This window comes from Ornithinimicrobium sp. (assembly GCF_030537745.1).
Classification (GTDB): domain Bacteria; phylum Actinomycetota; class Actinomycetes; order Actinomycetales; family Dermatophilaceae; genus Ornithinicoccus.
The window spans coordinates 1-26,389 of record NZ_JAUNVI010000005.1; the positions used below are offsets into that span (position 1 = coordinate 1).

Genomic DNA, 26,389 nt, shown 5'->3' on the forward strand with positions numbered 1-26,389 from the left:
TAGGGGCATGAGGGCGTAGGGGCACCGCATACCCTAGAAGCATGCGCATCGCCCGATTCACCGCTGGTGACGACCCCCACTTCGGTCTCGTGGACGGGGCCGGCGAGAAGATCGCCGAGATCACCGGCGACCCCCTCTACACCCGCATCGAGCTGACCGGCGAGACCTTCCTGGTCGAAGACGTGCGACTGCTGGCCCCGGTGATCCCCCGCAGCAAGGTGGTCGCGGTGGGTCGCAACTACGCCGATCACGCGGCGGAGATGGGCAACGAGGTGCCGCCTGAGCCGCTGCTCTTCCTCATCCCCAACACTTCCGTGTGCGGGCCCGGTGACCCGGTGGTGATCCCGTCGCTGACCCAGGAGGTCTCCTACGAGGCCGAGCTGGCGGTCGTGATCGGCCGGCTCTGCAAGGACGTGGCCGCCGAGGACGCCCGCGGCGTGATCTTCGGCTATACCGTGGCCAACGACGTGACTGCCCGTGACCTGCAGCGCAGCGACGGGCAGTGGGCGCGCGCCAAGGGCATGGACACCTTCACCCCGATCGGCCCGTGGATCGAGACCGACCTCGACGTCACCGACCTCAGGGTCATCAGCCGGCTCGACGGTCAGGTCCGCCAGGACGGGACGACCGCTGACATGGTCCACGGGATCGGCGCGATCATCGAATACGTCTCGGCGGCGTTCACCCTGCTGCCCGGCGACATCATCCTCACTGGTACCCCGGCCGGAGTGGGGCAGGTCGAGGCGGGCCAGCGTGTCGAGGTAGAGGTGGAGGGCATCGGCTCGATGAGCAACCCGTTCGTCAGCGCCGACGAGGGGCTAGTTGACGATGCCGACGACGACGACTCTGGGTCCCGATGACCGACTCCCCGATCGGCGTCTTCGACTCCGGATTCGGCGGCCTCACGGTGGCTCGGGAGATCCTGGACCAGTTGCCGCAAGAGTCGATCCTCTACCTCGGTGACACCGCTCGGTCGCCTTATGGCCCACGCCCTATCGCCGAGGTCCGCCGGTATGCCCTCGAATGCCTCGACCGGCTCGTCGACCACGGGGTCAAGGCGTTGGTCATCGCCTGCAACAGCGCTTCTGCGGCGGTGCTTGCCGACGCCAGGGAGAGGTATGACGTGCCCGTGGTGGAGGTCATCCGACCGGCCGTGCGCCGGGCGATGGCAGTGACCCGCTCGGGCCGGATCGGCGTGATCTCCACCGAGGCCACCCACCAGTCCCGCGCCTACCTTGACTCTTTCGTCGCCGCACCCGCGCAGGTCTCCGTCACCAGCGTGGCCTGCCCGAGGTTCGTGGAGCTGGTCGAGGCCGGGATCACCAGCGGTCCCGAGGTCATCGAGACCGCGCGTGGCTACCTGGCTCCGCTGCAGGACAAGGGCATCGACACGCTCATCCTCGGGTGCACCCACTATCCGCTGCTGACGTCGGCGTTGCAGTATGTCCTCGGTGAGCAGGTGACCCTGGTCTCCTCCGCCGCCGCCACCGCAGCCGATCTCTTCCGCGTGCTGACCGACGGCGACCTCCTCGCGCCCGCCAACAACGATCCATTCCACCAGTGGTTGACCACGGGCGACCCCCATGGCTTCACCTTCCTAGCCCGACGTTTCCTCGGCCCCGAGGTCGACCAGGTCCACCAGGCCTCCGTCGACCTCGGGGCCGAGGAGCACGTCGGCCTGCCCGGGCAGCGGGCGACGTCAGAGCACTGACTCGCGGGCGTGCTGCCAAAGACGTGGGCATGATGGTGCCATGGACCTGACGATCGTCGGTTGCACCGGCTCGCTGCCCGGGCCGGACTCACCGGCCAGCTGCTACCTGGTCACCGCCGAGCAGGAGGGGCGCCGCTGGCGGGTCGTGCTCGACCTCGGGTCGGGAGCGTTCGGCGCGCTGCAACGCCATACCGACCCCTTGGCCGTCGACGCGGTCGTGCTGTCCCACCTGCACCCCGACCACTGCCTCGACCTGACCGCGATGCGGGTCTGGCGGGGACATGGCCCGGTCCCGGCCACGAGCGACCTCCTCGTCCATGCCCCGGCCGGTGCCGCCGAGCGGCTGGCCCGCGCCTATGGCGTGGCCGGGTCGGAGCCGCTCAAAGGGATGGCGTTCGTCGACCTGGTGGACACGGTCCCCTTTACCGTCGGCCCCCTGCGGATCACGCCGTTTGCCGTGCGCCACCCGGTGCCCGCGTTCGGGCTGCGCGTCGAGGCGGACGGCCGCGTCCTGGCCTACACCGGCGACACCGACAGCTGTCCTGGCCTGCTGCCCTTGATGTCCGAGGCTGACCTCGTGCTGAGCGAGGCGAGCTTTGTGGAGGGTCGCGACCGTGCGCGGGGAATCCACCTGAGCGCACGGCGGGCTGCGGAGGCCGCGGTCCAGGCCGGTGCCCGTCGGTTGATGCTCACTCACCTGCCGCCGTGGAACGACCCGCAGGTATGCCGTGCCGAGGCCGCCCAGGTCTGGTCCGGTGAGGTCGAGCTCGCGCGACCAGGGCTGGTCACGGCCGTCTAGGTCGGCGACGCCACCCACCGCACCCTGGCCAGGCGTTCTCCCAGCCAAGCGTTAGAGGATCGCCCGATGAGAACTAGGGATGGCGCTGCGGTGGGCGTGGCTGCTGGTGCGGTCACGCTGGGGGTGGCGGAGCTGATGGCCGCGCTGTGGACGGGCTGGCTCGGCTCGGCCGGGAGCCCGTCCCCGTTGCTCGCGATCGGGGGCGCCTTCGTTGACCGCACCCCGGCGTGGCTCAAGGACTGGGCGGTCTCGACCTTCGGCACCGCAGACAAGATGGCGCTCGCGGTGGGGATGATCCTCGTGATCGCCACGGTGGTCGCGGTGATCGGTGTCCTCAACCGTCGGCGGACCGGGTTGGCGCAGGCCCTCTTCGCGCTGGTCGGCGTGATCGGCATGGCGGCGGTGCTCTCCCGCCCCGGCTCGAGCGCGCCGGACGTGCTGCCCACGGTGGCGGCGACCTTGGTGGGGCTGTGGCTGCTGCGGGCGCTGCCGCGCTGGCTGGCCGACCGGGGTGATCCGCAGAGAAGCGACGTCGAAAGCCTCGACGCTGGCCTCGATGGTCGTTTCGACGACGCTGACCGGGCCTCCCGGCGCGATGTGATCCGCGTCGCCGGAGGACTGACGGTGCTGGGGATCCTTGGCGTCGTGGCCGGGCGCGCCATGTCGGCCGGAAGCGCTACCGCGGAGAAGGTGGCGCGGGCCTTCCGTCTGCCGACGCCGCGCACCCCGGTGAGCGTCCCCGCGGGTGCCAGCCTTGACGTCCCTGGCGTCACGTCATACCTGACCCCTAACGACGGTTTCTATCGCATCGACTCCGCGCTGCAGGTGCCACGCATCGACCCGGCGGAGTGGTCGTTGCGGGTCTACGGGCTGGTGGACAAGGAGATCGAGCTCAGCTTCGAGGAGCTCCTGGCGGAGGAGCACCTCGAGAAATTGGTCACGTTGACCTGCGTGAGCAACGAGGTCGGCGGCAACCTGGCCGGCAACGCGCGCTGGATCGGCTGGCCGATCCGCGAGCTGTTGGCGCGCGCCGGCGTGCAGCCGGAAGCCGACATGGTGCTGTCGCGAAGCATCGATGGATGGACGGCGGGCACGCCGATCGAGGCGCTGACCGACGACCGCGACGCGCTGCTGGCGGTGGGGATGAACGGTGAGGCGCTGCCCCGTGAGCACGGTTTCCCGGTCCGTATGGTCGTGCCTGGCCTCTACGGCTACGTCTCCGCGACGAAGTGGGTGACCGAGCTGAAAGTGACCCGGTTCGACGCGGACGAGGGCTATTGGACGCCGCGAGGCTGGGACGCACTCGGCCCCATCAAGACCGCCTCGCGGATCGACGTCCCGCGCAACGCCGAGACCGTGGCCGCCGGGGATGTCGTCGTCGCGGGAGTTGCCTGGGCGCAGCATCGCGGGATCGACGCAGTGGAGGTCCGCGTCGACGGTGGCGACTGGCAGGCCGCGCCGCTCCGCGAGGAGCCCAACGTCGACTCGTGGCGCCTCTGGTCATGGACCTGGCCGGCCACCGAGGGCGAGCACGAGCTGGAGGTTCGGGCGACCGACGGCAATGGTGAGGTGCAGACCGACCAGATCGCGCCGCCCGCGCCAGATGGGGCCAGCGGCTATCAGCGGATCCGGATCAAGGTCAGGGCGGACTGAGCTCTCAGGCGGCCGCAGATGTGGGGGGCTCAGATGCGGGGGGCTGGCTCAGGCCGGCGTGACGCGATCGTCTGAGGGCCCTGCGGGCGAGGCCAGCCCCGGCGGTGCCGCGGCGCGGTCGATCTCGGAGCGAAGACGACGAGCGCCGACCAGCGCGAGCAGTAGGGCCAGTGCGGTGGCGCCGACGGAGACCGCGAAGGCTGGTTGGTAGCCGGCAGCATCCGCGACCCGCCCGGCCAACGCGGCGCCCACGGCATACCCGGTGCCGGTCGCCGCGGCCAGGACGGTCATGGCGGCACCGAGCCGGCGCGCCGGGGTGATGCGTTCGGCGAGGGTGAAGGTGGTGATCATCGACGGGGCCACCGCGAGGCCGAGACCGAGCAGCGCGAAGGTGAGCCCGAGCAGGCTGTGCACGGCCAGCAGCGGCAGGGCCAGCACGAAGAGGCCAGCCGTGAACAGGCGCAGTCGGCGCTCGTAGCCGAAGGCCTCCGGGATGGCGACGACGGCCAAGCCGGCCAGCACGCTGCCCACCCCGAGGAGGCCGTGGAGCAGGCCGGTCAGGCCGGGTTGGCCGGCCTCGGTGGCCAGCACCGAGGTGCCGGTCTGCACTGACCCGAAGACCATCCCGATCCCGAGCTGGATCGCGCCCAGGATGATCAGTGCCGGGGTGATGAGCCGAGCTCGCACGCCGACTTGAGCAGGGGCTGGTCCGACCAGGGTGACGGTGCGGTGCAGCGCGAACCAGGTGCCGAAACCGCCGAGCAGGCCGGCTGCGACGATCAGCGCCGCGATGGGGTCGAAGAAGGCGACGACCACGCCGACCAGGGCCGGGCCGAGGACGAAGGAGGCTTCGTCGGCAGCGCCCTCATAGGAGAAGGCGGCGTCCATGACCCTGGGATCCTCGGCGTGGCCAGCCTTGGAGATGGGACGCCAGCGGACGCGCGCCATGGTGCCGACCTGCGGGACGAAGAAGCCAGCGACCGCCGCGACCACAGGGATCGGCCACCAGGCCTCACCGATGGTGTGTGCGGAGGTCAGGATCGCCAGCGCTGCCAGGCCGATCGTGCCGACGATGCTCTGGACGAGCAGGACTGGGCGCTGCCCGATGCGGTCGGTCAGGGCCCCCGCGATGGGCGCGCCCACGGCGTTGGCTATGGCCAGGGCGCCAGCGCTCACGCCGCCTGCGGTGTAGGTGCCGGTGGCGCCGGACACGGCGAGCAGCGCGGCGATCTGCGCCATTGCCAGGGGGAGCCGGCCGAGGAAGGCGACAGCGATGTACAGCGGCCCGGTCAGGGCAAAGAGGCGTTGGTAGGACTGGAGGGGAGACACCCGCTGGTTGGCCTTTCGGAGGTCACGTGAAGTGCGTGCACGCCGTCCCAGCCACCCGGCGTGCGAAACCCTGTGACACGTCCAGCATACCTGAGATGCGGACCAGGCTGAATCCAGGGACGGTCGCGGTGGAGACGGGGTGGCAGGGCAGACTGACGACCATGAACGCTCTGTCCTCGGTCGGTGACCACCTGCGTGCTCGCTCGCGTGATCCGCGACGCCAGCTCACGGCTCTCGGGCCGGTCGCCGCGTTGCACGCCGGGCGGATGCCGTGGCGCTTGAGCCAGCTGATGGTGGGGCTCACCCTCTATGGACTGTCGATGGCCATGCTCGTCCGCGCCACGCTCGGCGTCCTGCCGTGGGACGTCCTCCATCAAGGCCTCACCACGATCGTGCCGTGGAGCTTTGGCACAGTGGTCATCGTCACCTCGATCGTCGTGCTCCTGCTGTGGATCCCGATCCGGCAACTCCCCGGACTGGGGAGCCTGCTCAACGCGGTCGTCGTCGGCATCGTGGCCGACCTGGTGCTGGCCGTGCTCAGCGAGCCCAACGGCCTGGCGGCGCGCGCCGTCCTGATGCTCGGAGGCATCCTGCTCAACGGCATCGCCACCGCGATGTATATCGGGTCACAACTGGGCCCCGGCCCTCGCGACGGGCTCATGACCGGTCTGGCCCGGCGCACGGGAGTCTCCATCCGCGTGGTGCGGACCAGCCTGGAAGTCGCGGTCGTCGTGGTCGGTTGGCTCCTGGGTGGAGTCGTCGGCGTCGGCACCGTTCTCTATGCCGTCGTGATCGGCCCGCTGACCCAGCTCATGCTGCCGTGGTTCACGGTGCCGCTAGATCCCGCGCCAAAGACGCCCGCACCGACCGAGGGGTGACCAGTCATTCTTTGATCGTCGGTCGCGCCGACGTGAGTGCGCGTCGGGTCGAGCGGCGCCACGGCATACCCTGGGCTCATGACCCATGGCGAGCGCCACGACGGCCGAACCCCAGACCAGCTCCGAAAAATCCGCATCACCCGCAACTGGCTCGACCATGCCGAGGGCAGCGTGCTCGTCGAGTTCGGGAAGACCCGGGTCCTCGTCGCGGCGTCGTTCACCAAGGGTGTGCCCCGCTGGCGCGCCGGGAGCGGCAAAGGCTGGACGACCGCGGAGTATGCGATGCTGCCGCGCGCCACGCACACGCGCTCCGATCGCGAATCGGTCAAGGGGCGGGTCGGCGGACGCACGCACGAGATCAGCCGCCTGATCGGACGCTCGCTGCGCGCGATCATCGACCTGGAGGCGCTGGGGGAGAACACCATCCAGATTGACTGCGATGTGCTCCAGGCCGATGGCGGCACCCGAACGGCGTCCATCACCGGCGCCTATGTCGCGCTCGTGGACGCCATCGAGAACGCCCGCGCAGCCGGCCTGATCGCCAAGAATGCCGAGCCCCTCACCGGGTCTGTCGCCGCAGTGAGCGTCGGAATCGTCAAGGGAGAGCCGGTGCTCGACCTGGACTATGTCGAGGACGCCAGCGCGGACACCGACATGAACGTCGTGATGACCGGCGACGGCCGCTTCGTGGAGGTGCAGGGCACCGCTGAGGGGTTGCCCTTCGACCGCGAACTGCTCGACGCCCTGCTTGACCTCGCTTCCGAGGGCTGCGCCGAGCTCACGGCCCGCCAGGCCGCGGCGTTCGGCGCAGATGACATGGGGGGCGCCGTCTCGCACGAGGTCGGCGCCGATATCGACCAGGGCCCGCCCACTTGGTGAGCGACGGCCAGGCAGACCGCCGGCTGGTCCTCGCCACGCGCAATGCGCACAAGGTCGTGGAGCTCCGGGAGATCCTGCGGCCGGTCCTGGAGCAGGTCGGCCTCGAGCTGGTCGGTCTGGATGCCTTCGAAGGTCTGGAGGACGTCGTCGAGTCTGGCGTCACCTTTGCCGACAACGCGCTGCTCAAGGCGAGGTATGCGGCAGCCGCCACCGGGCTGCCGGCGCTGGCTGACGACTCTGGGCTGGCCGTCGACGTGCTCGGCGGGTCCCCGGGGGTCTTCTCGGCGCGCTGGTCCGGGCCGCTGGGGGAGGCGACCGGCCTGTCTCGTGACGAGGCCAACAATGTCCTGGTGCTCGCCCAGCTCGCGGATGTGCCCGATGGGCACCGCGCCGCCTCCTTCGTCTGTGCGGCCGCGTTGGTCCTGCCGGGCGCTGAGCCTGGGACGGTCGGCGAGGAGATCGTTCGGCACGGGCACTGCCGGGGAGTGGTCGCTCACCAGTTGCGAGGGACCGGTGGCTTCGGCTTCGACCCGTTGCTCCTGCGCCCGGACGGGCGCACCCTCGCCGAGCACAGCGCGCAGGAGAAGAACGCGATCTCCCACCGTGGTGAAGCCTTCCGTGCCCTGGGTGCCGATCTCACTCACCGTCTGGGCCAACTCCGCTGACGGTCGTTGCGCGCCGACGCCATACCCTTGTCCCAAGATCCTGACCCGCTGACGAGGGTCGATCCACCGCCGAGCCCCCGAAAGAGGCACCTCATGGCTCACCAGTGGCGCGGCGTGATCGCCGAATACGCCGACCGGCTCCCCGCGACGCTCACCGAGCGGATCGTCACGCTGCGCGAGGGCGGGACGCCGCTCATCCTGGCCGAGCACCTCTCCGAGGTCGTCGGTGCGCAGGTGCACGTGAAGTACGAAGGCCTCAACCCCACCGGCTCGTTCAAGGACCGGGGCATGACGACCGCGATCAGCAACGCCGCGCGCAAGGGTGCCAAGGCCGTCATCTGCGCCTCCACCGGCAACACCTCCGCCAGCGCCGCGGCCTATGCCACCAAGGCCGGGATGACCTGCGGAGTCCTGGTGCCCGCCGGCAAGATCGCGATGGGCAAACTGTCGCAGGCCATCGCGCACGGCGCCACGCTCATCCAGGTGGACGGCAACTTTGATGACTGCCTGATGATCGCGCGCAAGCTCGCCGAGGCCTACCCCGTGGAGTTGGTCAACTCCGTCAACCCGGCGCGGATCGAGGGGCAGAAGACTGCGGCGTTCGAGATCGTGGACGCCCTCGGTGACGCGCCGGAGATCCACTGCCTGCCGGTCGGCAACGCGGGCAACATCACCGCCTACTGGCAGGGCTATCGGGAGTATGCCGACGCGGACGCCCCTGGCGCGGGAGGTGTCGCGGTGTCCACTCGACTGCCGCAGATGTGGGGCTTCCAGGCGGCGGGTGCGGCGCCGCTGGTACTGGGCCACCCGATCGACGAGCCCGAGACGATCGCGACCGCGATCCGGATCGGCAACCCGGCCTCCTGGGAGAAGGCCGAGGCGGCGCGCGACGAATCCGGCGGCCTCATCGAGGCAGTGACCGATGAGGAGATCCTCGCCGCGCACCGACTGCTGTCCTCACGGGAGGGGATCTTCGTCGAGCCCGCGTCAGCGGCGTCGGTCGCAGGCCTGCTCAAGCAGCACGCCGCAGGCCGGGTGCCGGCCGGTGCAACCATCGTGTGCACGGTCACCGGCCACGGCCTCAAGGACCCCCAGTGGGCGTTGCGCAACACCGACGGCTCGGAGGTCGAGCCGCATCAGATCAGCGTCGACGTGGTTAGCGCCGCGGTCGCGCTGGGACTGGACTGATGCGCTCCCTGAGCGTGGGCGCCTCGGTCACGGTGTCCGTGCCCGCGAGCTCGGCCAACCTCGGGCCCGGTTTTGACACGATCGGCCTGGCGCTCGGGATCCAGGACCACTATCGCGTCGAGGTCATGCCGCAAGGCGCGGGTCTGGAGGTCGTCGTCGAGGGGGAAGGGTCGGCCGACCTGCCCGCGAGCGAGGACAACCTGGTCGTCGCGTCGTTGCGGGAAGCCTTGCAGGCGTGCGGGATCGGCTGGCGCGACGGCTATGACCTGCGGGTGACCTGCCGCAACGCCATCCCGATGGCGGCCGGTCTGGGCTCCTCTGCCGCGGCGGCAGTGGGGGGTCTGGGGCTGGGCTTTGCGCTCGCTCGGGCCGGCGACCTGACCGAGGCCGACCTGGGGCTGGTCAACACGCATGCGGGGATCCTGGAGGGACACCCGGACAACTCCTCGGCGTCAGTCTTCGGCGGGCTGACGGTGTCGTGGATGCCGAGCGCGCAGGTCGTGCGCACGGCCCGCCCCACGCTGCACCCGGACGTCGAGCCGATCGTGCTGATCCCCACCGGGGTGCGCCTCGCTACGTCGATCGCGCGGGCCCTGCTCGGTCCCCAGGTGCCCCGCGCCGACGCGGTGCGCCAGGCTGGCAGATCCGCGCTGCTGGTGCACGCGCTGACCCACGAGCCGTCGATGCTGCTCGATGCCACGCAGGACTGGCTTCACCAGGAGCTCCGCCGGGATGCCTACCCCGTCACGATGGGTGCCGTCGACGCCCTCCGTGGCCTCGGACATGCTGCCGTCGTCTCCGGCGCCGGTCCGGCCGTGCTGTGTCTGACGACCCGTGACCTCGTCGAGGTCGTCGTGGCCGAGACGAAGACGTGGGGCCGCGACTGGCAGGTGCTCACTCCTGGCGTGCCGACCACCGGCCTGACGGCGCGCTAAGGAGCTTTTTCGCCGCGCCTTCGGCGGCGCCTCCGTCGCCTGCCAAGATCGGTGCCATGGTCACCACGCGTCGGTTCTCCCAGGTCAACGTGTTCAGTGCGCACGCGCTGCGCGGCAACCCGCTCGCCGTCGTTCATGACGCAGACGGGCTGGATGAGGAGACGTTGGCCGCGTTTGCTCGGTGGACCAACCTGTCGGAGACGACCTTTCTGCTCACGCCGAGCGACGACGCCGCGGACTACCGGGTGCGCATCTTCACCACTACCGGTGAGCTGCCGTTCGCCGGCCACCCCACCCTCGGCAGCGCGCACGCCTGGCTGGAGGCCGGGGGCGAGCCTCGCCATACCGGTCACGTCGTGCAGGAGTGCGGAGCGGGACTGGTCACGGTGAGCACCGCTGATCGACTCGCTTTCGCAGCGCCGCCACTGACGCGCTCCGGACCGCTCGCCGCAGCCCAGGAGGCTGCCGTCCGCGACGCGCTGCGACTGGAGGCGAGCCAGGTCCGAGGGATGGCGTGGATCGACAACGGACCTGGCTGGATCGGCGTCGAGCTCGCCGGCGCGGACGAGGTGCTCGCGGTCGAGCCCGACCCGCTGCTGACCCGGCAGCTCCAGGTGGGGGTGATCGGCCGATGGCCCGACCCGTCCACGAAGGGCAAGGACGTCGAGGTCAGGGCGTTCTATGGGGACGGCACAGGTGTCGAGGAGGACCCCGTCACCGGCAGCCTCAATGCTGGTCTGGCCCAGTGGCTCATCACCTCGGGCCGATTGCCGCAGCGGTATGTCGCGGGTCAGGGCGCGCGGTTGCTTCGAGACGGGCGCGTCTACCTCGAGCAGCGTGACGGGCAGGTCTGGGTCGGCGGCGACACCTTCACGACCGTGAGCGGGCAGGTGAGGATCGGCTGACGGATCGGGCCGGGTCGAAGGTTAGGCTGGTCGCTCGCGCTCGTGGTGGAACTGGTAGACACGCAGGATTTAGGTTCCTGTGCCTTCGGGTGTGCGGGTTCGACTCCCGCCGAGCGCACCGTGTTGGTCACGCGAGCCTGCTCGCACTGGCGACCGTCCGGTCAGAGGTCGATGCCCAGGGCTTTGGCGAGGGAGGCGACGTGGCCGGTGGCCTTGACGTTGTAGCGGGCCAGCTCGATCTTGCCGCCCTCGTCTACGACGAACGTCGAGCGGATCACGCCGACGACGGTCTTGCCATAGAGCTTCTTCTCGCCGTAGGCACCGTAGTCCTCGAGCATGGACTTGCTCTCGTCGGAGAGGAGCGGGAAGGAGAGTGCCTCCTGCTCGGCAAAGGTGGCGAGCTTGGCCGGTGCGTCCGGGGAGACTCCGACGACGGCATACCCGTGCTTGGCGAAGATCGCCTCGTTGTCCCGAAAATCGCAGGCCTCCGTGGTGCATCCGGGGGTCATCGCAGCGGGGTAGACGTAGATGATGAGCTTGCGGCCAGCGAAGGAGGACAGGCTCACTTCCGTGCCCTCGGCATCGTGCAGGGTCCAGGCCGGGGCGGTCTGACCGGTTTCGAGTCGGGACATCAAGTGCCTCCAAGGTTCGGGATGGAAGGTTCTGCGTTATCGTCTCAGCAGGACCTGGACCCTCAACCCTAGGACGTCACCACCCATGGCCAGCAAGCAGCCCGCCCGCGCTCCCAAGGAGATCGAGGCCGACCTCGCGGCTACTCGTAGTCGCCTCTCCCGCACCGTCGACGAGCTGGCCTACCGCGTCAGCCCCGACACGCTCAAGGCGAACGCCCTCGCCTCCATCAAGGGCAAGGCCAACGACGCAGCCTTCGACGCGCAAGGTCAGCCTCGCTACGACCGGCTCGCCAAGGTCCTCGGTGGGGTTTCCGGCGCGGCGCTCGGTCTGGGCCTGCTCCGGCGCGTCTTTAACAAGGGCTGACCACCCCGTCGTGATCGTCGACCAGGCGGTCTACCGGGGCGGCGTCCGGCAGGAGTGCGCAGACCTCAGTGCCGAGCTCTCCCGCCTCCGCGAGCCAGGTGCGTCGTCCCACGATTTCGTCTGGGTCGGGCTGAAGGACCCCACGGTCGACGAGTTCGACTTCGTGCGGGCCGAGCTCGACCTGCACCCGCTCGCCGTCGAGGACGTCGAGAAGGGCAATCAGCGCGTCAAACTGGAGGCCTACGACACCACGGTCTTTGCCGTCGTCAAGACGTTGCGGTATGTCGAGGAGACCTCCGACATCGAGACCGGCGAGGTGATGGCCATCATCGGCCCCCACTTCGTCGTCACCTTGCGCCGTGGTGACGTCGCGCCGCTGCACGGAGTGCGCGAGCATCTGGAGACGCACGAGCAACTGCTGCTGAGGGAAGGTCCGCTCTCTGTCCTGCACGGCCTGCTCGACAAGGTGGTTGACACCTATCGCACCATCGACGACGAGGTGGCCGACGACCTGGCCAGGATCGAGCGGGACGTCTTCGGGGGAGGAAACCGGACCCACTCGAGCACCATCTACCGGCTGAAGCGCGAGGTCCTGGAGTTTCGCCGGGCCGCGCTCCCACTGCGAGCGCCGCTGGCCGGCCTGGTGGACACTTCCGGGAGCGTGCACTCCAAAGAGCTGCGGCTGCACTTCCGCGACGTGGCGGACCACCTGGCCGAGGTCATCGCCAACATCGAGTCGTATGACGCGCTCCTCAGCGACATCCTGTCGGCCCATCTGTCCCAGATCGCGCTGCAGCAGAACTCCGACATGCGTCGGATCTCGGCCTGGGCGGCGATGATCACCGTCCCCACGTTGATCGCGGGCATCTACGGGATGAACTTCGATCACATGCCCGAACTGCACTGGCTGTTGAGCTATCCGCTCGCGCTGCTCTCGATGGTCGTCATCGTGACCATCCTGCACCGCGCTTTCAAGCGGTCCGGCTGGCTCTGACGGGGGGTGCCGTCTCCGGCTCCTACTGGCCCGCGCCTGCGGTCGCCGGCTCGAAGGACGAAAGGACGGGGGTGCCGAACGGACCGGCGGTGGACCGCACCAGGACCAACCGCTCTCCGGCGGTGAGCGATGGGCCCACCCAGACAGGGTCTCCCTCGCGCAGGAGATGGGACTGGCGGACCAGGGCAGTGACGGTGCGGCGTGCTCCACGCTTGCCCCTCAGCGTCACCGTAGGGCCCTCGCGCGCCATGATGGTGGCCTCCTCTAGCCGGTCCCACCCCGATGTGTCCGGCAGCCGATGGGCGCGGCGCCAGTCCATGGCGAGGAAGACCACCATCAGCACCAGGCCGAAGTAGGCCCCATAGCTCACGGCACTGGACCAGGGGTCCTCGAAAAGCAACCTGCGGATCAGCATCATGATCAGGCCCGCGATCGACCACGCGACGATGGTGGCGACCCATTGGACCCGGGAGTATCTGCGGAGCATCGCCAGTGCCTGCTCCTGCGTCATCTCCCTGGGTGGCTTCGCGGTCGGTCGCGGGGCACCAGTCATCAGACCGTGTCGACCTCGGACCGGGCCGCGACGAAGGCGTCGACGCAGGTGCGCACGTCGTCCTCGGAGTGGGCGGCGGACAACTGGACCCGGATTCGAGCCTGGCCTTTGGGGACGACGGGGAAAGAAAAGGCGATCACGTAGACACCTGTGGCGAGCATCGCGTCGGCGACCTGCGTAGCCCTGCGAGCGCCGTCCTCACCGCGGAACATCACCGGGACGATCGGGTGCTCACCGGGCAGCAGGTCGAAGCCGGCCTCCGTCATCAGCGAGCGGAAGAGCTCGGCGTTGCGGCGCAGTTGGGCCCTCGGCTCGTCGGAGTCCCGCGCGATCTCCAGCGCCTTCAGGGACCCGGCGACCACGGACGGGGCGACCGCATTGGAGAAGAGGTAGGGGCGGGCGCGTTGCCGCAGCAGGTCGACGACCTCCTGCGGGCCGGCGACGTAACCGCCGCTGCCGCCACCGAGGGCCTTGCCGAGGGTCCCGGTCAAGATGTCGACCCGGTCCATCACCCCGCGCGCTTCGTGCGATCCGCGTCCTCCCTCACCGATGAAACCGGTCGCGTGGGAGTCGTCGACCAGGACCATTGCGCCGAACTCCTCAGCCAGGTCGCAGATCTCCGGCAGCGGCGCGAGGTAGCCGTCCATGGAGAAGGCGCCGTCCGTGGCGATGAGGATGCGGCGGGAGTCCTGGCCACGGGCCGCTTGGAGCTGGGAGCGCAGGTCGTCCATGTCGCGGTTCTTGTAGCGGTAGCGGTCCGCCTTGCTCAGCCGCACGCCATCGATGATCGAGGCGTGGTTGAGCTCGTCGGAGATGATCGCGTCCTCTGGCCCGAGGATGACCTCGAAGATGCCGCCGTTGGCGTCGAAGCAGGACGGGAAGAGGATCGCGTCCTGCGTCCCGACGAAGTCGGCGATCGCCTTCTCCAGGTCACGGTGCTGGGTCTGCGTCCCGCAGATGAAGCGCACCGAGGCCATCCCGAAGCCCCACTCGTCCAGGGCGTCTCGGGCGGCCGTGACGACGTCAGGGTTGTTGGCCAGACCGAGATAGTTGTTGGCGCAAAAGTTGAGGGCCTCGCCCTGGGTGGTCCCGATGTGGGAGGACTGAGGTGTGGTGATCTGTCGCTCGTGCTTGGTCAGTCCCTGCGCCTCGATGTCGGCGAGCTCTGCGGCCAGCTGTTCTCTCACTCCATACATGTCTCTCTCCTCAACTCCAGTCCATAATGACCTTGCCGACCTGGCCCGATCGGGCGGCAGCGAAGGCGTCGGCCCACTGCTCGGCAGGGTAGCGGTGTGTGATGACGGAGCGGATGCGGTCGCGCAGCAACTCCGAGCTCTGCAGCATCGCGGTCATCTTGTACCAGGTCTCATACATCTCCCGGCCGTAGATCCCCTTGATCGTCAACATGTGGGTGATGACCTTGCCCCAGTCGATCGCGTACGGCTCGGCAGGGAGCCCCAGCATCGCGATCCGGCCACCGTGCGTGCAGTTGGCGATCAGCTCGTTGACGGCCGACGGGTTGCCCGACATCTCCAGCGCAATGTCGAAGCCCTCGGTCATCCCCAATTGCTCCTGCGCCGAGGCGATCCTGTCGGTGGAGACGTCGACGACGACGTCGGCGCCCACCGCTCGGGCCAGCTCGAGGCGGGTGGGGGACACATCTGTCACGACGACATACCTCGCGCCGCTGTGGCGCACGATGGCCGCCGCCATGATGCCGATCGGTCCGGCGCCGGTGATCAGGACGTCCTCGCCCTCCAGCGGGAAGGACAAGGCGGTGTGCACGGCGTTGCCGAGCGGGTCGAAAACGGCACCGAGATCGGGGTCGATCAGGTCTGGCTGCGCCCACACGTTGGAGAAGGGCACCACGACGTAGTCGGCGAAGCAGCCGTCGCGGTTGACGCCGAGGTTGGAGGTGTTGACGCACATGTGACGACGGCCGGCGCGGCAGTTGCGGCAGTGGCCGCACACCACGTGACCCTCGACGGAGACCCGCTGGCCGACCTGGAGGCCGTAGCGTCCACCGGTCGGCACGCCCTCGCCAAGCTCGACGACCTCTCCGTAGAACTCGTGCCCCACCACGAGCGGCGGTGTGAGCATCGAGGCCGCCCAGTCATCCCAGCTCTCGATGTGCAGGTCGGTCCCGCACAGCCCGGCTCTCAGGACGCGGATCTTGACCTCGCCCCGGCCGGGTTGCGGCTCCGGGACCTCCATGAGCTCCAGGCCCGGCCCGGCGGTTGGCTTCACGAGCGCTCGCATAGGGTCCAGTCTTGCTCATCTGCAGGTAGGGAGTGTCCCCAGGTGGTGACGGCGGCAAGTTTTGGCCCCGCCCTCCAGCGGTGTTAATGTTGTCCGCTGTCGCGCCTATAGCTCAATTGGCAGAGCAGCTGGCTCTTAACCAGCGGGTTCGGGGTTCGAGTCCCTGTGGGCGCACCATTGGCAAGGGGCAGGTCCGCGAGCGGGCCGGCCCCTTCGTCGTCCCCGTGAGTCTGCATATCCGGGCCAGGGATGCTTGACTGTCAGGCGTGACTGACCAGCGACAGAAGGCTCACGAGACCACCAAGCGATCCCGAGACCGGGCCGACTTCCGCGAGGCCGAGCAGCACGCGGCCGACTCGCCCACCGACCTGTCGCGGCGGGACTGGAAGGCAGTAGCGAAGCGGGCCTTCGCCGAGTTTGGGGACGATCGAGGCACCGACCTGGCGGCAGCACTCACCTACTACGCGATGATGTCGATCGCGCCGATGCTGCTGGCGCTCACCTCGCTCCTGGGCGTCGTCGGCCAGGGCGGCGCGACGACCGCGGCGATCGAGAGCCTCGGCGGAGAGCTAGGGCTCAAGCCGGAGACGCTCGCCACCGCCACCGGGTATGTCGACTCCATGCAGGATGCGGGCGGCGGCGGCGTGCTGCTGGTCGTCGGTGTGCTGGCCTCGTTGTGGTCGGCCTCCAACTACGTCAACGCCTTCAGCCGGATGATGAACGCGGTCTATGAGGTGCAGGAGGGGCGGCCAGTGTGGAAGTTGCGGCCCTGGCTCCTGCTGCTCACCTTGGTGATCACTCTGACGCTCGTCGCGATCGTGCTGTCCGTGACGCTCTCGGGGGGCCTGTCCGAGGCGATCTTCGGCTATCTGGGGTTGTCTGAGCAGGCCACGTTCTTGTGGAACATCTTCAAGTGGCCGGTCATCGTCGTCGTCGTCGTGGGGGTGATCGACCTGCTCTACTGGGGGACTCCCAATGTGCGCCAGCCGAAGTTCCGTTGGATCAGCCCCGGCGCAATCCTGGCGCTGGCCATCGCGGTCACTGCCGCAGCCGGCTTCGGCTTCTACGCCGCCAACTTTGGTAAATACAACGCCACCTACGGCGCGCTGGGTGGTGTCATCGTGCTGCTCCTGATGATCTGGCTCATCAACATCGCCCTGGTGCTCGGCGCCGAGCTCGACGCGGAGCTGGAGCGGGCTCGCGAGCTGTCGGCGGGCATCGCGGCCGAGGAGTCGATCCAGCTCCCGCCCCGTGACGCCAGGGGCACCGCCAAGAAGGCAGCCAAGAGCGCGGCAATGGTCCAGGAGGCGCGTGAGCTGAGGATGGTCGCGGCGGCAGCGCGCCAGGACCAGAGCGACTGAGCCGGCAGAGCGCGCACGGTGCGGGTTTGAGCCCGTCGGGTCAGCCTGTAGGATAATCGCCGTTGCCCAACCGAGCCTGGCTCGGCCGGGCAATCATGGTGGGTGTAGCTCAGTAGGTAGAGCACCTGGTTGTGGTCCAGGTGGTCGCGGGTTCAAGTCCCGTCACTCACCCGTTGAGGGCTGACGTGACCCCACGTCACTGCAGGTAGGGCCCCGGATTCCGCCTAACGGTGCGGAATCCGGGGTTTCTTATGTCGAGCACTTGTGTGCACGTGCTGACTTGGGTCAGCACCCGAACTGACGCACAGCTGATACGCCGCGGCAGTCCGGTCTAGGCCCGCACCACGGACGCGGACCTTCCGCGTCGGGACAGGCAGTGCCGTCGCTCAACTGCGCAAACCCGCCCGAGGATGCGCCTACCATCGAGCAGTGGTCTACGGCCGTTAGGGCAGCTCAGGGCTTGCATAGGGACTTGCCGCTGACCTTCTGCGTTTCGTTTTGGCTGTCGCGGCGTCGGTGTGGGCGACGTCAGTTGGGCGGGGGGATGGTCATGGCCTGCCAGGCGCGGGAAAGGTCGGTGAGGGTCAGGGGTGTTCTGTTGCCGGCCTCGAGGTCGCTGGCGTGGTTCAACTCACGCCAGAAGTCCAGGTGCTGATCGCAATGGAGGACGGCGGTTACTCGTCCTCGGATGGGCTCATGGGCATGGGTGGCGCTGACCTGCAGGTAGCGGCAGCCGGAGTCGGTTGCTCGCCAGGCCATCAAGGCCGGGTCGGTCAGTGTGGTGGCCCACGCCAACAACTCCGAGGGGTTGTCAACGATCGCGGTCACATCACCTACGACGTCGAGCTCGCGACTGATCCGCAACAGGATCCCTAGTTCGCGGGCTGCTCGGGTTGGATACATCGCAACACCCCTCCTGATCAGGACTTCGTCGAGCCGGCTGAGCAGGCACGGGCTACCCGTTTCGGCGACGCTGTGTCGACGCGCACCGATATCGAGCTGAGACCTTCACTTGCCTGACTGCCCCTGCTTGCCGTTTGCTTGATGGATGGGTGGGGCTCGGCGGATCACGGCGTGCTGCCCGCCGAGCCCCACCGCGTCTGGGCCGTCGGCTCAGGCGTTGAGGGCCGCGCGGTCGGCCTGGGATCCGGAGCTGATCTGGATCTTGCGGGGCTTGGCCTGTTCGGCGACCGGCACCCTAAGTCGGAGCACCCCGCCTTCGTAGCCGGCCTCGATCTTGCCCAGGTCAAGGTTGTCGCCCAGGACCAGCTGGCGGCTGAACATTCCGCGCGGGCGTTCGGAGGCCAGCATCTCCCAGTCGCCGTTGCGGGCCACTCGCTCGGCACGCACGGTCAGCACATTCCGTTCGACGTCGAGGTCGATGCTCTGCGCGGCGACGCCCGGCAGGTCGAACTCGATGACGAACTCGTCGCCCTCACGCCAGGCGTCCATTGGCATCACCGCGGGACGGTTGGTGGTGCCGAGGACCTGCTGGGCGAGGCGGTCCAGATCACGAAACGGGTCAGCGGTGCGGATCAACATTATGGGTTCTTCCTTCCTCTGCGATGCGGGGTACCATGAACAGCATCTGATGTTGCTGTTACAGGTTTTATATAACACATGCTGCAAGCAGGATCAAGACCCGGCCGCGAAAATCTTCACCACGAATCGCCAGCGAGGAGAACGAAGGCGTGACTGATCCGTCCCGCGGGGTCTTCGCCATCTCAGTGGCCGCGCAGATGGCCTCGATGCAGGTCCAGAACCTGCGCGTCTACGAGCGACGGGGCCTCATCGAACCTGACCGAACCCCCGGCGGCACTCGCCTGTACAGCCACCAAGACGTGGAACGGCTGCAACGCATCGGAGAACTCCTGGACCAGGGACTCAACCTGGCGGGCATTGCCAAGGTGCTCACCCTGGAAACGGAGGTGAGGCGCCTGACCCGGGCACGATCAGCAGCCCGAGATGCGCCTGTGCCGCCCCGGAAGACACCGAGACCGCGGGGGATGTAACCCAGAAATATTGCAGTCTGCGACCGTGCGCATCCGGTTCGCCGACTTCGGCGGACGCTCCGTGTACCACTGCCACATACTGGACCACGGGGCTCGCGGCATGATGGGCACGATCCTGGTCGATTGACCCGCCGCAGACAAGATGACGTCATCGCCGTCGTCGCGTGCCGGATCCTCGACGGGCGCTACGCCCGCGGCGAGATCGACGAGCAGGACTACCTGGAGCGTCCTCCACGCCTCGGCGAGCCGGACCTCTGAGAGAAGCCTGCCCCCGGTCCTCGTCCTACCCTGTCCGATATGCAGTGAGCCGACGATGTCACCCACAACGAACTGCACGGCCAACAGCGCATGAAGCGAGAGCGGAAGATGTGCCTGATCTTCCCCGCGATGATCTCCACGTCGACGGTGACGATGTTCCTGCTGACCCACCCAACGCATTCACCTGGTCGCACATGACGTTCAGCGAGGTGAGGGTCTACTTGGCTCTGCTCGTGGGCTCCACGATGGCCATCATCGTGCTCGGCTTCATCCGGCTAATGATGGATAAGAACTTCGTCCCGGGGAGACGGTCACCTCGACGCCCTAGCTCTCGCCGGACCCCGTCGGCAGGCGCTGTTCGGCCAGGCCCTGCTCGCGCGAGGTCTCCTCGCTGTCCTCGAGCTCCTTGCGGGTCTCCGGCGCGAGCAGCGCGCACGCCGTGGCGGGGTCGTTCGCGACCGCCTGGACGAAACGCGCGACGGCCTGAGCCGCGGCCTCGCCAGACGGCTCCGCGGAGCACCTGCCGAGCACCAGCACCAGCGCCGGGGTCAGCACATATATGCCGATTCGGGACACGTTCGCACCATGGCACGGCACCGCCCTCGGCGCGCGCTCACGTGAAGTAATCACCGAGGTCTCTTTGAGTAAATGTTCGAGTTCGCGACCTGTTATTCATCATCTAGCCATTGGGCGGGTCCATCCTCCGACGAGACTCACGAGGACTGCCCGCGACGGCGGGTTGTCGATGAGGTCTCGCGCCGAGGTCACGACGAGGTACGCCAGGGCGTACGTCAAGGCCGGGAAGAAGCAGTGGGCCCGGATCCTGGGCGATCAGGCGGGGTTGGTCGATCTCAGAGGTAAGCTCGTGATGGGCAGCGATGCAGAACTCGTTGCCCTCTGGGTCGCCAAGGATCACCCGTGTTGCACGCCCTTCTGGCTTGCGGTGTTGGACGCTGGCGCCCAAGCCGCCCAGCCGCTCTTGGACGGTGACCGTGGACATGGAAGCGACCGTGACGATCAGACCGGACCGAGCACGAGTGAGCAGCAGGCCCCAGGAGACGTGTCACACCGTCGCACAACCGTTCACGAGTGAGCATCAGTGCAGCTCAGGAGCGTGCGCGGGAGCTCACTCCACCGATGGACAGGCACGATGTGCCTGGCGACCGTTTTTATCCCTCTTGTCAGGCGCGACGACTAGATTTGTGCTCGTGAGCGAAGCAGCGGAGGGGAGCACCTCGACGGACGAGAGTCTGGTCACGGTACTGGTCGCCTTCGGCGCCAACCTCCTCATCGCCGTCGCCAAGACCATCGTCGCGTTCATCACCGGCTCGGCCGCGATGGTCGCCGAGGCCGCGCATTCGTGGGCAGACACCGGCAACGAGATCTTTCTCCTCATCGGCACCCGTCGAGCCGCCCGTCCGGCGGATGCGACCCATGTGATCGGCTACGGCCGCGAGGGCTACGTCTGGTCGATCTTTGCCGCCTTCGGACTCTTTGCCGTGGGGGCGGCGGTGTCCGTCTGGCACGGACTCCAGTCCCTCGGCGCACCCGGGGAGGCTGGCACGTCATACACCTGGGCGTATGTCGTGTTGGCCGTCGCGTTCGTGCTCGAGGGTGTCAGCTTTTTGCAGGCGTGGCGCCAAGCGAGCGCTGCGGCGCAGGCGCGCCAACTCAGGCCCCTGCGCTATCTGCACGTGACGTCCAACCCGATGCTCCGCTCGGTTTTCGCCGAAGATTCCGCCGCCCTGATCGGGATAGTGATCGCCGCACTCAGCCTGTGGCTCCACCAGGCCACCGGCAACCCGCTCTGGGACGCCCTGGGCTCGATCGCCGTCGGTCTGCTGCTCGGTGCTGTCGCGATCTTCCTCGTCGCTCGCAACATCGACTTCTTGACGGGGGAGGTGGTGACCCCGCTCGCTCGCAACACGGCGCTCAACGCGTTGCTAGAGCAGCCGGAGGTCACGAGGGTCAGCGCGCTGCACATGGAGTGGGTCGGCGCCGACCGGATCTTCCTGGTCGCGGCCGTCGATCTGGTCGGCGATGCCCCGGAGTCCGAGGTGGCCGCGCGGCTCGAGGCGCTCGAGGACTCCCTGGACGCACTGCCGGATATCCAGCGTGCGGTGCTCAGCCTCAGCGCGCCCGATGACGTCACCGACCTTCGGCCGACCCCACTGCCGGACTGGTATCTCCGCCCTCGGCGGGGCTGACTGCACTTATGTCCTGGCCAGTGGTGGGCTCCTCGGCCGGCACGGTGGCGAAGCGGGCCGCGATCTCGCGCAGGGCCTCGGTGCCCAGCCCCGGCTGAGGCTGGAAGACCGCCTCGCGGTAGTAGCGCAGCTCGTTGATGCTGTCCACGATGTCGCCGAGCGCGCGGTGACCGCCCGTCTTGCGCGGCGAGGCGAAGTAGGCGCGGGGGAACCAGCGCCGGGCCAGCTCTTTGACCGAGGAGACGTCAATGATCCGGTAGTGCAGGTGCTCCTCGAGGCCAGGCATGTCGCGCGCCAAGAAAGCTCGGTCGGTGCTGACCGTGTTGCCGCCCAGCGGCGCGCGCTTGGCGTCGGGGGCGTGCTTGCGCACATAGGCCAGGACCTGCTCCTGCGCTTCCCGCAGTGAGATGCCGTGCTCCAGTTGGGGGAGCAGCCCAGAGGTGGTGTGCATGGTGCGCACGAAGTCGCCCATCTGATCCAGCGCTTCCTGAGGCGGGCGGATCACCACGTCGACACCGTCACCGAGCACCTTGAGCTCGGAGTCGGTGACCAGGGCAGCGACCTCTATCAGGGCGTCTGCCCCGAGGTCCAGCCCGGTCATCTCGCAGTCGATCCAGACGATGCGTTCAGAAGTCACGCTCCTGAGAGTAGCCAGTACGACGATTCGGTACTCTCGGCGGCATGCCTTCATCGCGCCCGCCGGATGCTCCCACGCCCGACGGGGGATGGCGTGGGCTGATGACATATCAGCCGGCGGAGCAGGTGGCCTCCAATGCGACGCGTCGGCCGATGATCCGGCAGATCGTGCTCTCCAGCGCGGTGGTCGTGGCCTTCGGGATCGCGGCCGTGGTGCTCGGGGGCTTCGCCGGGGAGTCGCTCGGACTAGCGACGGCAGGTATGGCGTTGGCCACCGCCGCGATCTCGCTGGGCATCGTGATCCCGACCTTTTTGTGGGTCGACCGCCTCGAGCCCGAGCCGACGCGGCTGCTGTGGTTCGCCTTCCTGTGGGGAGCGTTGATCTCCACGCTCGGCGCGTTGCTGCTCAACCAGCTCGGCGTGCAGGCGATCAGCGAGCTGAGCAGCAGCGATCCGCTGAAGGTCGGGGCGGTCATCATCGCGCCGGTGACCGAAGAGTTCCTCAAGGGGCTGGGTGTCGCGCTGATCTTCTGGCGCGCCCGACGCGAGTTCAACGGCATCACCGACGGCATCGTCTACGCCGGCATCATCGCGGCCGGCTTCGCCTTCGTCGAGAACATGTTCTACATCGGCAATGCCTACGCCGAGCTGGGCACGCCCGGTCTGGTCGGGGTCTTCGTCGTGCGAGGGCTGGTCAGCCCGTTCGCGCACCCGATGTTCACCGTTTGCACGGGCCTCGCCTTCGGCCTGATCGCGCACCGGCGCCGCTTCTCCTCGATCTGGATCGTCCTGGTCGGCTATGCCTGCGCCGTCTTCCTGCACGGCTTGTGGAACTACAGCGCGGTCGAGGCAGCCCAGGCCTACCTGGTGATCTTCCTGCTGGTCCAGGTGCCGTTGTTCATCGGTTTCATCCTCCTCCTGCGCTGGTCTCGCCGCCGGGAGTCGCGGCTGCTGCGTGACCTGCTCACCGGCTACGGCATCAACGGCTGGTACACCCCAGCCGAGGTCGCCATGCTCGCCGACCCGGGGGAGCGCCGGCGGGCGCGAGGGTGGGCGCGCCGGGCCGGAGGTCGCCGCGCCGAGCGGGCCATGCAGGCCTTCCAGGATGAGAGCGGGGAGCTGGCGATGGTGCGAGCGCACATGAACGCCGACGGGATTGACCAGGAGTGGCTGCGCAGGGAAGAGCAACTGCTGCGTTTGGTGACCGACCACCGACGGCTCTTCGTGCCCGGCGTCTGAGCGCGCGAACACTTCATACCTGCACCGGCCGATGATCTCGGCGAGGGAAGCCCCTTAATCGGCTCTTCGAACTTGAGCGGGGCGCCCGGTAGGGCATGGACGACGAGTTCACCGCCCTGATGGTCGAGCGGGTCGAACCGGGACGGGTGAAGGCGGGTGAGGGACTTGAAGGTCTGCGGCCAGGTCGTGGACCTAGGCTCAAGCGGGTCTCACGGAGCGTTGGCTGTTCAGAGCGCGTGTAGAGCGAAGAAGAGAAAGCACACGAAGGCGGTCCGTTCGCCCGCGTTCGCTGGCAGGAGCTCCGCAGGTGTATCCGGTGACCACGAGGGCTCGCTCACCACCGAGATCCGCCACCCCGCCTCTGTGAACGCGTCGGTTATGGCATGCAGCGGACGGTGCCAGTAGGTGAGAACCGCGTGCTGTTCGCCGAACTCGAACTCTTCGGAATACTGGGTGAGAGCGAAGTAGTCACTGCCCTGGTAGTTGAACAGGTACGCCGCCGGGTGGGGCACAGAGACGACGAGGTGCCCACCAGGGCGCAGGACGCGCCGTAGCTCTGTCAAGGGTGCGACCCAGTCCTTCAGATAGTGCAGCGCCAGCGAGCAGACGACGACATCGAACGAGTCGTCCTCGTAGGGCAGACGCTCCGCGAGGTCGGCGACCTTCAGATCGACCTCCGCGCCCAGCCGCTCACGAGCCAGCGCGACCATGGCCGGGCTTAGGTCGAACCCGCTCACGAGAGCGCCCCGGTCACGCAGGTCCGCGCTCAAGGGACCGGACCCGCAGCCGGCGTCCAGGACGCGCCGGCCATCGACGTCCCCGGCGAGTTCAACCATGGCCGGCCGCTCATACCACGCGTTCAGCAGGTTGTTCTCGTTCGCGGCGGAATACGCCTGCGCGAACTGGTCGTAATCGGTCATACCGGACCTTCCTCCGCTCCCGTAGCGCTGAACTGAGTCTTCCAGGACCGTACCCGCGCCATGCAATCTGTCTGCGAGGCCTCCGGAACATCCGGTGTTGCCGCACGCCGCGCAGTCGTGCCCGACAGTTGGAGACTGCCTCTTTCCTGACTCCCGAATTTCGTTAGACGATTTTGTCATGGCAATTGAAGACCAGGGAACTGATGAGCAGATCCAGCAGTGGGCTGACGAAGCGGGGGCCGGGTATGACGTCGGGGAGTTGAAGCGCCGCGGTCGGGGACGTCCCGGGCGGGGGGCCGAGCCGGCGCAGGTGATCGCCGTGCGCCTCTCTGCTGAGGAGATCGAGGCGCTCGACGCTTACGCCGCAACTCCGGCCGGTGGGTCTTCTCTCGAAATGGCTCGAGGTGTTCCGCGGAACACTCATCTGCCGCCGGGTCGGGCCCTTGACCAGGGCCACGGAATGCTCCGCCGCAGTCTCGTGTGACATGAAAGAGACACACCACCGCCCGCCGAGGTACGCGCGGACGTCAAGCCTCTCGGAGATAACCAGTGGCAGGGTCGATCTCCGCGCCCGTCCGCTCGCACCTCGAACACCTCGCCTTCAACCTCGAGCATCAAAGCTGAAGCCGTCGCGTCGTCTTCAGGCTCCGCGTGCACGCCTGGCTCCGCAGCGGCACCGAGGGCAAACGTATCGCTGCAGGTCAGCGGCCTATTTCCAAGCGCCCCCGGCAGGACTCGAACCTGCAACCTACGGATTAGAAGGCCGTTGCTCTATCCATTGAGCTACGGGGGCGGACAGGAAGAGAGTGTAGGACGAACCGCCGACTAGGATCGGCGACCATGACAGGCGGACCGCTGGAGGACCCCGACGCGAGCGAGGGTCCGCTCTCGGAGTTGCGTGCCCAGATCGACGATGTCGACACCGAGTTGCTCGACCTCCTGCAGCGTCGCCTCGACCTCGTCAGCCAGGTCGGGGAGGTCAAGGGGCGTCACGGGCTGCCGATCTATGCACCTGCGCGCGAGCAGACCATGATCGCCGCTAAGCGGACCCTGGCAGAGCAGCACGGAATCTCCCCCGATTTCATCGAGGACATCCTGCGCCGCTGCATGCGTGAGTCCTACACGCAAGAGAAAAACATGGGATTCACCCGCCAGGCGCCAGACCTCGGCCCGGTGGTGGTCGTCGGTGGTGCGGGTCGGATGGGCGCGCTCTTCGCTCGGATGCTCGTCCTCTCCGGGTATGACGTGCACGTCGTCGAGCGCGACACCGACCCCGACGACGCAGAGACGCTCGTTTCCGAGGCGGGGCTGGTGGTGATCTCAGTCCCGATCAAGGACACGGTGGGGGTCGTGCGCGCTCTACCCCCTCTACGTGAGGACGCCCTGCTCGTCGACCTGACCTCCACCAAGACGGAGGTCATGGCCGCGATGCTGGCGGCGCACCCCGGCCCGGTGCTGGGTCTGCACCCGATGTTTGGACCCGACGTCGACAGCCTGGCCAAGCAGGTCGTCGCCGCGGTTCCGGGGCGCGATCCGCAGGCCTCTCGCTGGCTGGTCGAGCAGATCCGGCTCTGGGGAGCACGGGTCCACGAGGTCTCGGCACGCGACCACGACGCTGCCATGAGTCTGATCCAGGCGCAACGGCACTTCTCGACGTTCGCCTACGGACTGCACCTCGCGCACGAGGATCACGACCTCACCGAACTGTTGGCGCTGTCCTCGCCGATCTATCGGCTGGAGCTCATCATGGTCGGGCGACTCTTCGCCCAGGACGCCGAGCTGTACTACGACATCATCACCGCCTCCCCGGACTCGCTCGTGCTGCTGCAGCGCTATCACGAGCGTTTCGATGAGGCGCTCACGCTGCTGCGTTCGGGGGATCGGGCTGGGTTCGTGACGCGATTTGCGCAGATCGGTGACTGGTTCGGCCCATACGCAGAGCGCTTCCTCACGGAGTCCCGAGGGCTGCTCGCGCACGCCGACACGACCCGCTGAGTCGCTCGGGGTCTGCC

At 68.1% G+C, this 26,389-nt stretch carries 29 protein-coding genes, 4 tRNA genes and 2 pseudogenes; 23 read left to right on the forward strand and 12 right to left on the reverse strand.

Annotated elements, in window-relative coordinates; genetic code table 11:
• Positions 1-41: 41 nt before the first annotated feature.
• The 4 genes from Q4P07_RS01945 (at position 42) to Q4P07_RS01960 (ending at position 4,163) form a co-directional block, all read left to right on the forward strand.
• A complete protein-coding gene (locus Q4P07_RS01945; protein WP_303373210.1) occupies positions 42-860 on the forward strand; it encodes a fumarylacetoacetate hydrolase family protein in 819 nt (272 codons plus the stop codon).
• A complete protein-coding gene (gene murI / locus Q4P07_RS01950; protein ID WP_303373211.1) occupies positions 857-1,711 on the forward strand; it encodes a glutamate racemase in 855 nt (284 codons plus the stop codon). Before Q4P07_RS01945 ends, murI begins: the two co-directional genes overlap by 4 nt.
• Before the next feature lie 40 nt (positions 1,712-1,751).
• Positions 1,752-2,510 (forward strand): MBL fold metallo-hydrolase, encoded by a 759-nt coding sequence (locus Q4P07_RS01955; protein ID WP_303373212.1) that lies wholly within the window; start codon positions 1,752-1,754, stop codon positions 2,508-2,510.
• A gap of 66 nt (positions 2,511-2,576) precedes the next feature.
• Positions 2,577-4,163, forward strand: coding sequence for a molybdopterin-dependent oxidoreductase (locus tag Q4P07_RS01960; RefSeq protein ID WP_303373213.1), 1,587 nt, complete (start codon positions 2,577-2,579; stop codon positions 4,161-4,163).
• 48 nt (positions 4,164-4,211) lie between these two features.
• Here Q4P07_RS01960 and Q4P07_RS01965 read toward each other — a convergent pair whose 3' ends face one another.
• Positions 4,212-5,492, reverse strand: a complete 1,281-nt coding sequence (locus Q4P07_RS01965; protein WP_303373214.1) for an MFS transporter — start codon at positions 5,490-5,492, stop codon at positions 4,212-4,214.
• A 161-nt stretch (positions 5,493-5,653) separates the two neighbouring features.
• Here Q4P07_RS01965 and Q4P07_RS01970 point away from each other — a divergent pair, with 161 nt between their 5' ends.
• The 7 genes from Q4P07_RS01970 to Q4P07_RS02000 all read left to right on the forward strand — a co-directional run bounded on the left by Q4P07_RS01970 (position 5,654) and on the right by Q4P07_RS02000 (position 11,060).
• Positions 5,654-6,370, forward strand: a complete 717-nt coding sequence (locus Q4P07_RS01970) for a YitT family protein (protein WP_303373215.1) — start codon at positions 5,654-5,656, stop codon at positions 6,368-6,370.
• 78 nt (positions 6,371-6,448) lie between these two features.
• Entirely contained in the window at positions 6,449-7,249 is an 801-nt protein-coding gene (gene rph / locus Q4P07_RS01975; RefSeq protein WP_303373216.1) for a ribonuclease PH, read from the forward strand.
• Positions 7,246-7,914 carry an RdgB/HAM1 family non-canonical purine NTP pyrophosphatase gene (gene rdgB / locus Q4P07_RS01980; RefSeq protein WP_303373217.1) on the forward strand — a complete coding sequence of 223 codons (669 nt, stop codon included), beginning with the start codon at positions 7,246-7,248 and terminating at the stop codon, positions 7,912-7,914. Before rph ends, rdgB begins: the two co-directional genes overlap by 4 nt.
• Positions 7,915-8,007: 93 nt before the next feature.
• Complete coding sequence (gene thrC, locus Q4P07_RS01985; protein ID WP_303373218.1) at positions 8,008-9,102, forward strand: threonine synthase; 1,095 nt, start codon at positions 8,008-8,010, stop codon at positions 9,100-9,102.
• On the forward strand, positions 9,102-10,037 hold the full coding sequence (locus tag Q4P07_RS01990; protein WP_303373219.1) for a homoserine kinase: 936 nt from the start codon (positions 9,102-9,104) through the stop codon (positions 10,035-10,037). The genes thrC and Q4P07_RS01990 overlap by 1 nt, the downstream gene beginning before the upstream one ends.
• A gap of 56 nt (positions 10,038-10,093) precedes the next feature.
• Positions 10,094-10,942, forward strand: a complete 849-nt coding sequence (locus Q4P07_RS01995; RefSeq protein WP_303373220.1) for a PhzF family phenazine biosynthesis protein — start codon at positions 10,094-10,096, stop codon at positions 10,940-10,942.
• A gap of 36 nt (positions 10,943-10,978) precedes the next feature.
• A tRNA-Leu gene (locus tag Q4P07_RS02000) sits at positions 10,979-11,060 on the forward strand.
• 43 nt (positions 11,061-11,103) lie between these two features.
• On the opposite strand, the gene bcp is transcribed toward Q4P07_RS02000, so the two are convergent.
• On the reverse strand, positions 11,104-11,574 hold the full coding sequence (gene bcp, locus Q4P07_RS02005) for a thioredoxin-dependent thiol peroxidase (RefSeq protein WP_303373221.1): 471 nt from the start codon (positions 11,572-11,574) through the stop codon (positions 11,104-11,106).
• A gap of 85 nt (positions 11,575-11,659) precedes the next feature.
• On the opposite strand from bcp, the gene Q4P07_RS02010 reads away from it, so the two are divergent.
• Together Q4P07_RS02010 and Q4P07_RS02015 are read left to right on the forward strand one after the other, a co-directional pair.
• Positions 11,660-11,938 carry a DUF3618 domain-containing protein gene (locus tag Q4P07_RS02010; protein ID WP_303373222.1) on the forward strand — a complete coding sequence of 93 codons (279 nt, stop codon included), beginning with the start codon at positions 11,660-11,662 and terminating at the stop codon, positions 11,936-11,938.
• 10 nt (positions 11,939-11,948) lie between these two features.
• Entirely contained in the window at positions 11,949-12,932 is a 984-nt protein-coding gene (locus Q4P07_RS02015; protein ID WP_303373223.1) for a magnesium and cobalt transport protein CorA, read from the forward strand.
• Positions 12,933-12,954: 22 nt separating this feature from the next.
• On the opposite strand, the gene Q4P07_RS02020 is transcribed toward Q4P07_RS02015, so the two are convergent.
• The 3 genes from Q4P07_RS02020 to tdh are packed head-to-tail and all read right to left on the reverse strand — an operon-like array spanning position 12,955 to position 15,744.
• Positions 12,955-13,443, reverse strand: a complete 489-nt coding sequence (locus Q4P07_RS02020) for a hypothetical protein (RefSeq protein WP_303373224.1) — start codon at positions 13,441-13,443, stop codon at positions 12,955-12,957.
• Positions 13,444-13,484: 41 nt separating this feature from the next.
• Positions 13,485-14,681 carry a glycine C-acetyltransferase gene (locus Q4P07_RS02025; protein ID WP_303373225.1) on the reverse strand — a complete coding sequence of 399 codons (1,197 nt, stop codon included), beginning with the start codon at positions 14,679-14,681 and terminating at the stop codon, positions 13,485-13,487.
• A gap of 10 nt (positions 14,682-14,691) precedes the next feature.
• Positions 14,692-15,744 carry an L-threonine 3-dehydrogenase gene (gene tdh, locus Q4P07_RS02030; protein WP_303373226.1) on the reverse strand — a complete coding sequence of 351 codons (1,053 nt, stop codon included), beginning with the start codon at positions 15,742-15,744 and terminating at the stop codon, positions 14,692-14,694.
• A gap of 101 nt (positions 15,745-15,845) precedes the next feature.
• Here tdh and Q4P07_RS02035 point away from each other — a divergent pair.
• The 3 genes from Q4P07_RS02035 (at position 15,846) to Q4P07_RS02045 (ending at position 17,276) form a co-directional block, all read left to right on the forward strand.
• A tRNA-Lys gene (locus Q4P07_RS02035) sits at positions 15,846-15,921 on the forward strand.
• A gap of 89 nt (positions 15,922-16,010) precedes the next feature.
• A complete protein-coding gene (locus Q4P07_RS02040) occupies positions 16,011-17,105 on the forward strand; it encodes a YihY/virulence factor BrkB family protein (protein WP_303373227.1) in 1,095 nt (364 codons plus the stop codon).
• A gap of 98 nt (positions 17,106-17,203) precedes the next feature.
• Positions 17,204-17,276 (forward strand) — tRNA-His (locus tag Q4P07_RS02045).
• Between the two features lie 357 nt (positions 17,277-17,633).
• Here the strand turns inward: Q4P07_RS02045 and Q4P07_RS02050 are convergent.
• Entirely contained in the window at positions 17,634-18,008 is a 375-nt protein-coding gene (locus Q4P07_RS02050; RefSeq protein WP_303373228.1) for a hypothetical protein, read from the reverse strand.
• 210 nt (positions 18,009-18,218) lie between these two features.
• Complete coding sequence (locus Q4P07_RS02055; RefSeq protein WP_303373229.1) at positions 18,219-18,647, reverse strand: Hsp20/alpha crystallin family protein; 429 nt, start codon at positions 18,645-18,647, stop codon at positions 18,219-18,221.
• 149 nt (positions 18,648-18,796) lie between these two features.
• Between Q4P07_RS02055 and Q4P07_RS02060 the strand changes: the two genes are divergently transcribed.
• The 3 genes and pseudogenes from Q4P07_RS02060 to Q4P07_RS02070 all read left to right on the forward strand — a co-directional run bounded on the left by Q4P07_RS02060 (position 18,797) and on the right by Q4P07_RS02070 (position 19,375).
• The gene (locus Q4P07_RS02060) at positions 18,797-19,117 is read left to right on the forward strand and encodes a MerR family transcriptional regulator (RefSeq protein WP_303373230.1); all 321 of its coding nucleotides are present in this window, start codon (positions 18,797-18,799) and stop codon (positions 19,115-19,117) included.
• A 25-nt stretch (positions 19,118-19,142) separates the two neighbouring features.
• Positions 19,143-19,244, forward strand: a pseudogene (locus Q4P07_RS02065) (multicopper oxidase domain-containing protein); the annotation flags it as partial.
• Entirely contained in the window at positions 19,241-19,375 is a 135-nt protein-coding gene (locus Q4P07_RS02070) for a hypothetical protein (protein ID WP_303373231.1), read from the forward strand. The pseudogene Q4P07_RS02065 and the gene Q4P07_RS02070, both read left to right, overlap by 4 nt.
• A 324-nt stretch (positions 19,376-19,699) precedes the next feature.
• Here Q4P07_RS02070 and Q4P07_RS02075 read toward each other — a convergent pair whose 3' ends face one another.
• Positions 19,700-19,951, reverse strand: coding sequence for a hypothetical protein (locus tag Q4P07_RS02075; RefSeq protein WP_303373232.1), 252 nt, complete (start codon positions 19,949-19,951; stop codon positions 19,700-19,702).
• Between the two features lie 103 nt (positions 19,952-20,054).
• Positions 20,055-20,375 (reverse strand): VOC family protein, encoded by a 321-nt coding sequence (locus Q4P07_RS14330; RefSeq protein ID WP_368660238.1) that lies wholly within the window; start codon positions 20,373-20,375, stop codon positions 20,055-20,057.
• Between the two features lie 208 nt (positions 20,376-20,583).
• Here Q4P07_RS14330 and Q4P07_RS02080 point away from each other — a divergent pair, with 208 nt between their 5' ends.
• Entirely contained in the window at positions 20,584-21,582 is a 999-nt protein-coding gene (locus tag Q4P07_RS02080; RefSeq protein WP_303373233.1) for a cation diffusion facilitator family transporter, read from the forward strand.
• Here the strand turns inward: Q4P07_RS02080 and orn are convergent.
• The gene (orn, locus tag Q4P07_RS02085) at positions 21,524-22,273 is read right to left on the reverse strand and encodes an oligoribonuclease (protein WP_303373234.1); all 750 of its coding nucleotides are present in this window, start codon (positions 22,271-22,273) and stop codon (positions 21,524-21,526) included. The genes Q4P07_RS02080 and orn overlap by 59 nt on opposite strands.
• Here orn and Q4P07_RS02090 point away from each other — a divergent pair.
• Complete coding sequence (locus Q4P07_RS02090) at positions 22,264-23,457, forward strand: PrsW family intramembrane metalloprotease (protein ID WP_303373235.1); 1,194 nt, start codon at positions 22,264-22,266, stop codon at positions 23,455-23,457. The two genes, orn and Q4P07_RS02090, sit on opposite strands and share 10 nt — an antisense overlap.
• A gap of 227 nt (positions 23,458-23,684) precedes the next feature.
• Here Q4P07_RS02090 and Q4P07_RS02095 read toward each other — a convergent pair whose 3' ends face one another.
• Entirely contained in the window at positions 23,685-24,377 is a 693-nt protein-coding gene (locus tag Q4P07_RS02095) for a class I SAM-dependent methyltransferase (protein ID WP_303373236.1), read from the reverse strand.
• A 178-nt stretch (positions 24,378-24,555) separates the two neighbouring features.
• On the opposite strand from Q4P07_RS02095, the pseudogene Q4P07_RS02100 reads away from it, so the two are divergent.
• Positions 24,556-24,744, forward strand: a pseudogene (locus tag Q4P07_RS02100) (antitoxin); the annotation flags it as partial.
• A 353-nt stretch (positions 24,745-25,097) separates the two neighbouring features.
• Here the strand turns inward: Q4P07_RS02100 and Q4P07_RS02105 are convergent.
• Positions 25,098-25,170: transfer RNA gene (locus Q4P07_RS02105), tRNA-Arg, on the reverse strand.
• A 47-nt stretch (positions 25,171-25,217) separates the two neighbouring features.
• Here Q4P07_RS02105 and tyrA point away from each other — a divergent pair.
• On the forward strand, positions 25,218-26,372 hold the full coding sequence (gene tyrA, locus Q4P07_RS02110; protein ID WP_303373237.1) for a bifunctional chorismate mutase/prephenate dehydrogenase: 1,155 nt from the start codon (positions 25,218-25,220) through the stop codon (positions 26,370-26,372).
• Positions 26,373-26,389 lie beyond the last annotated feature (17 nt).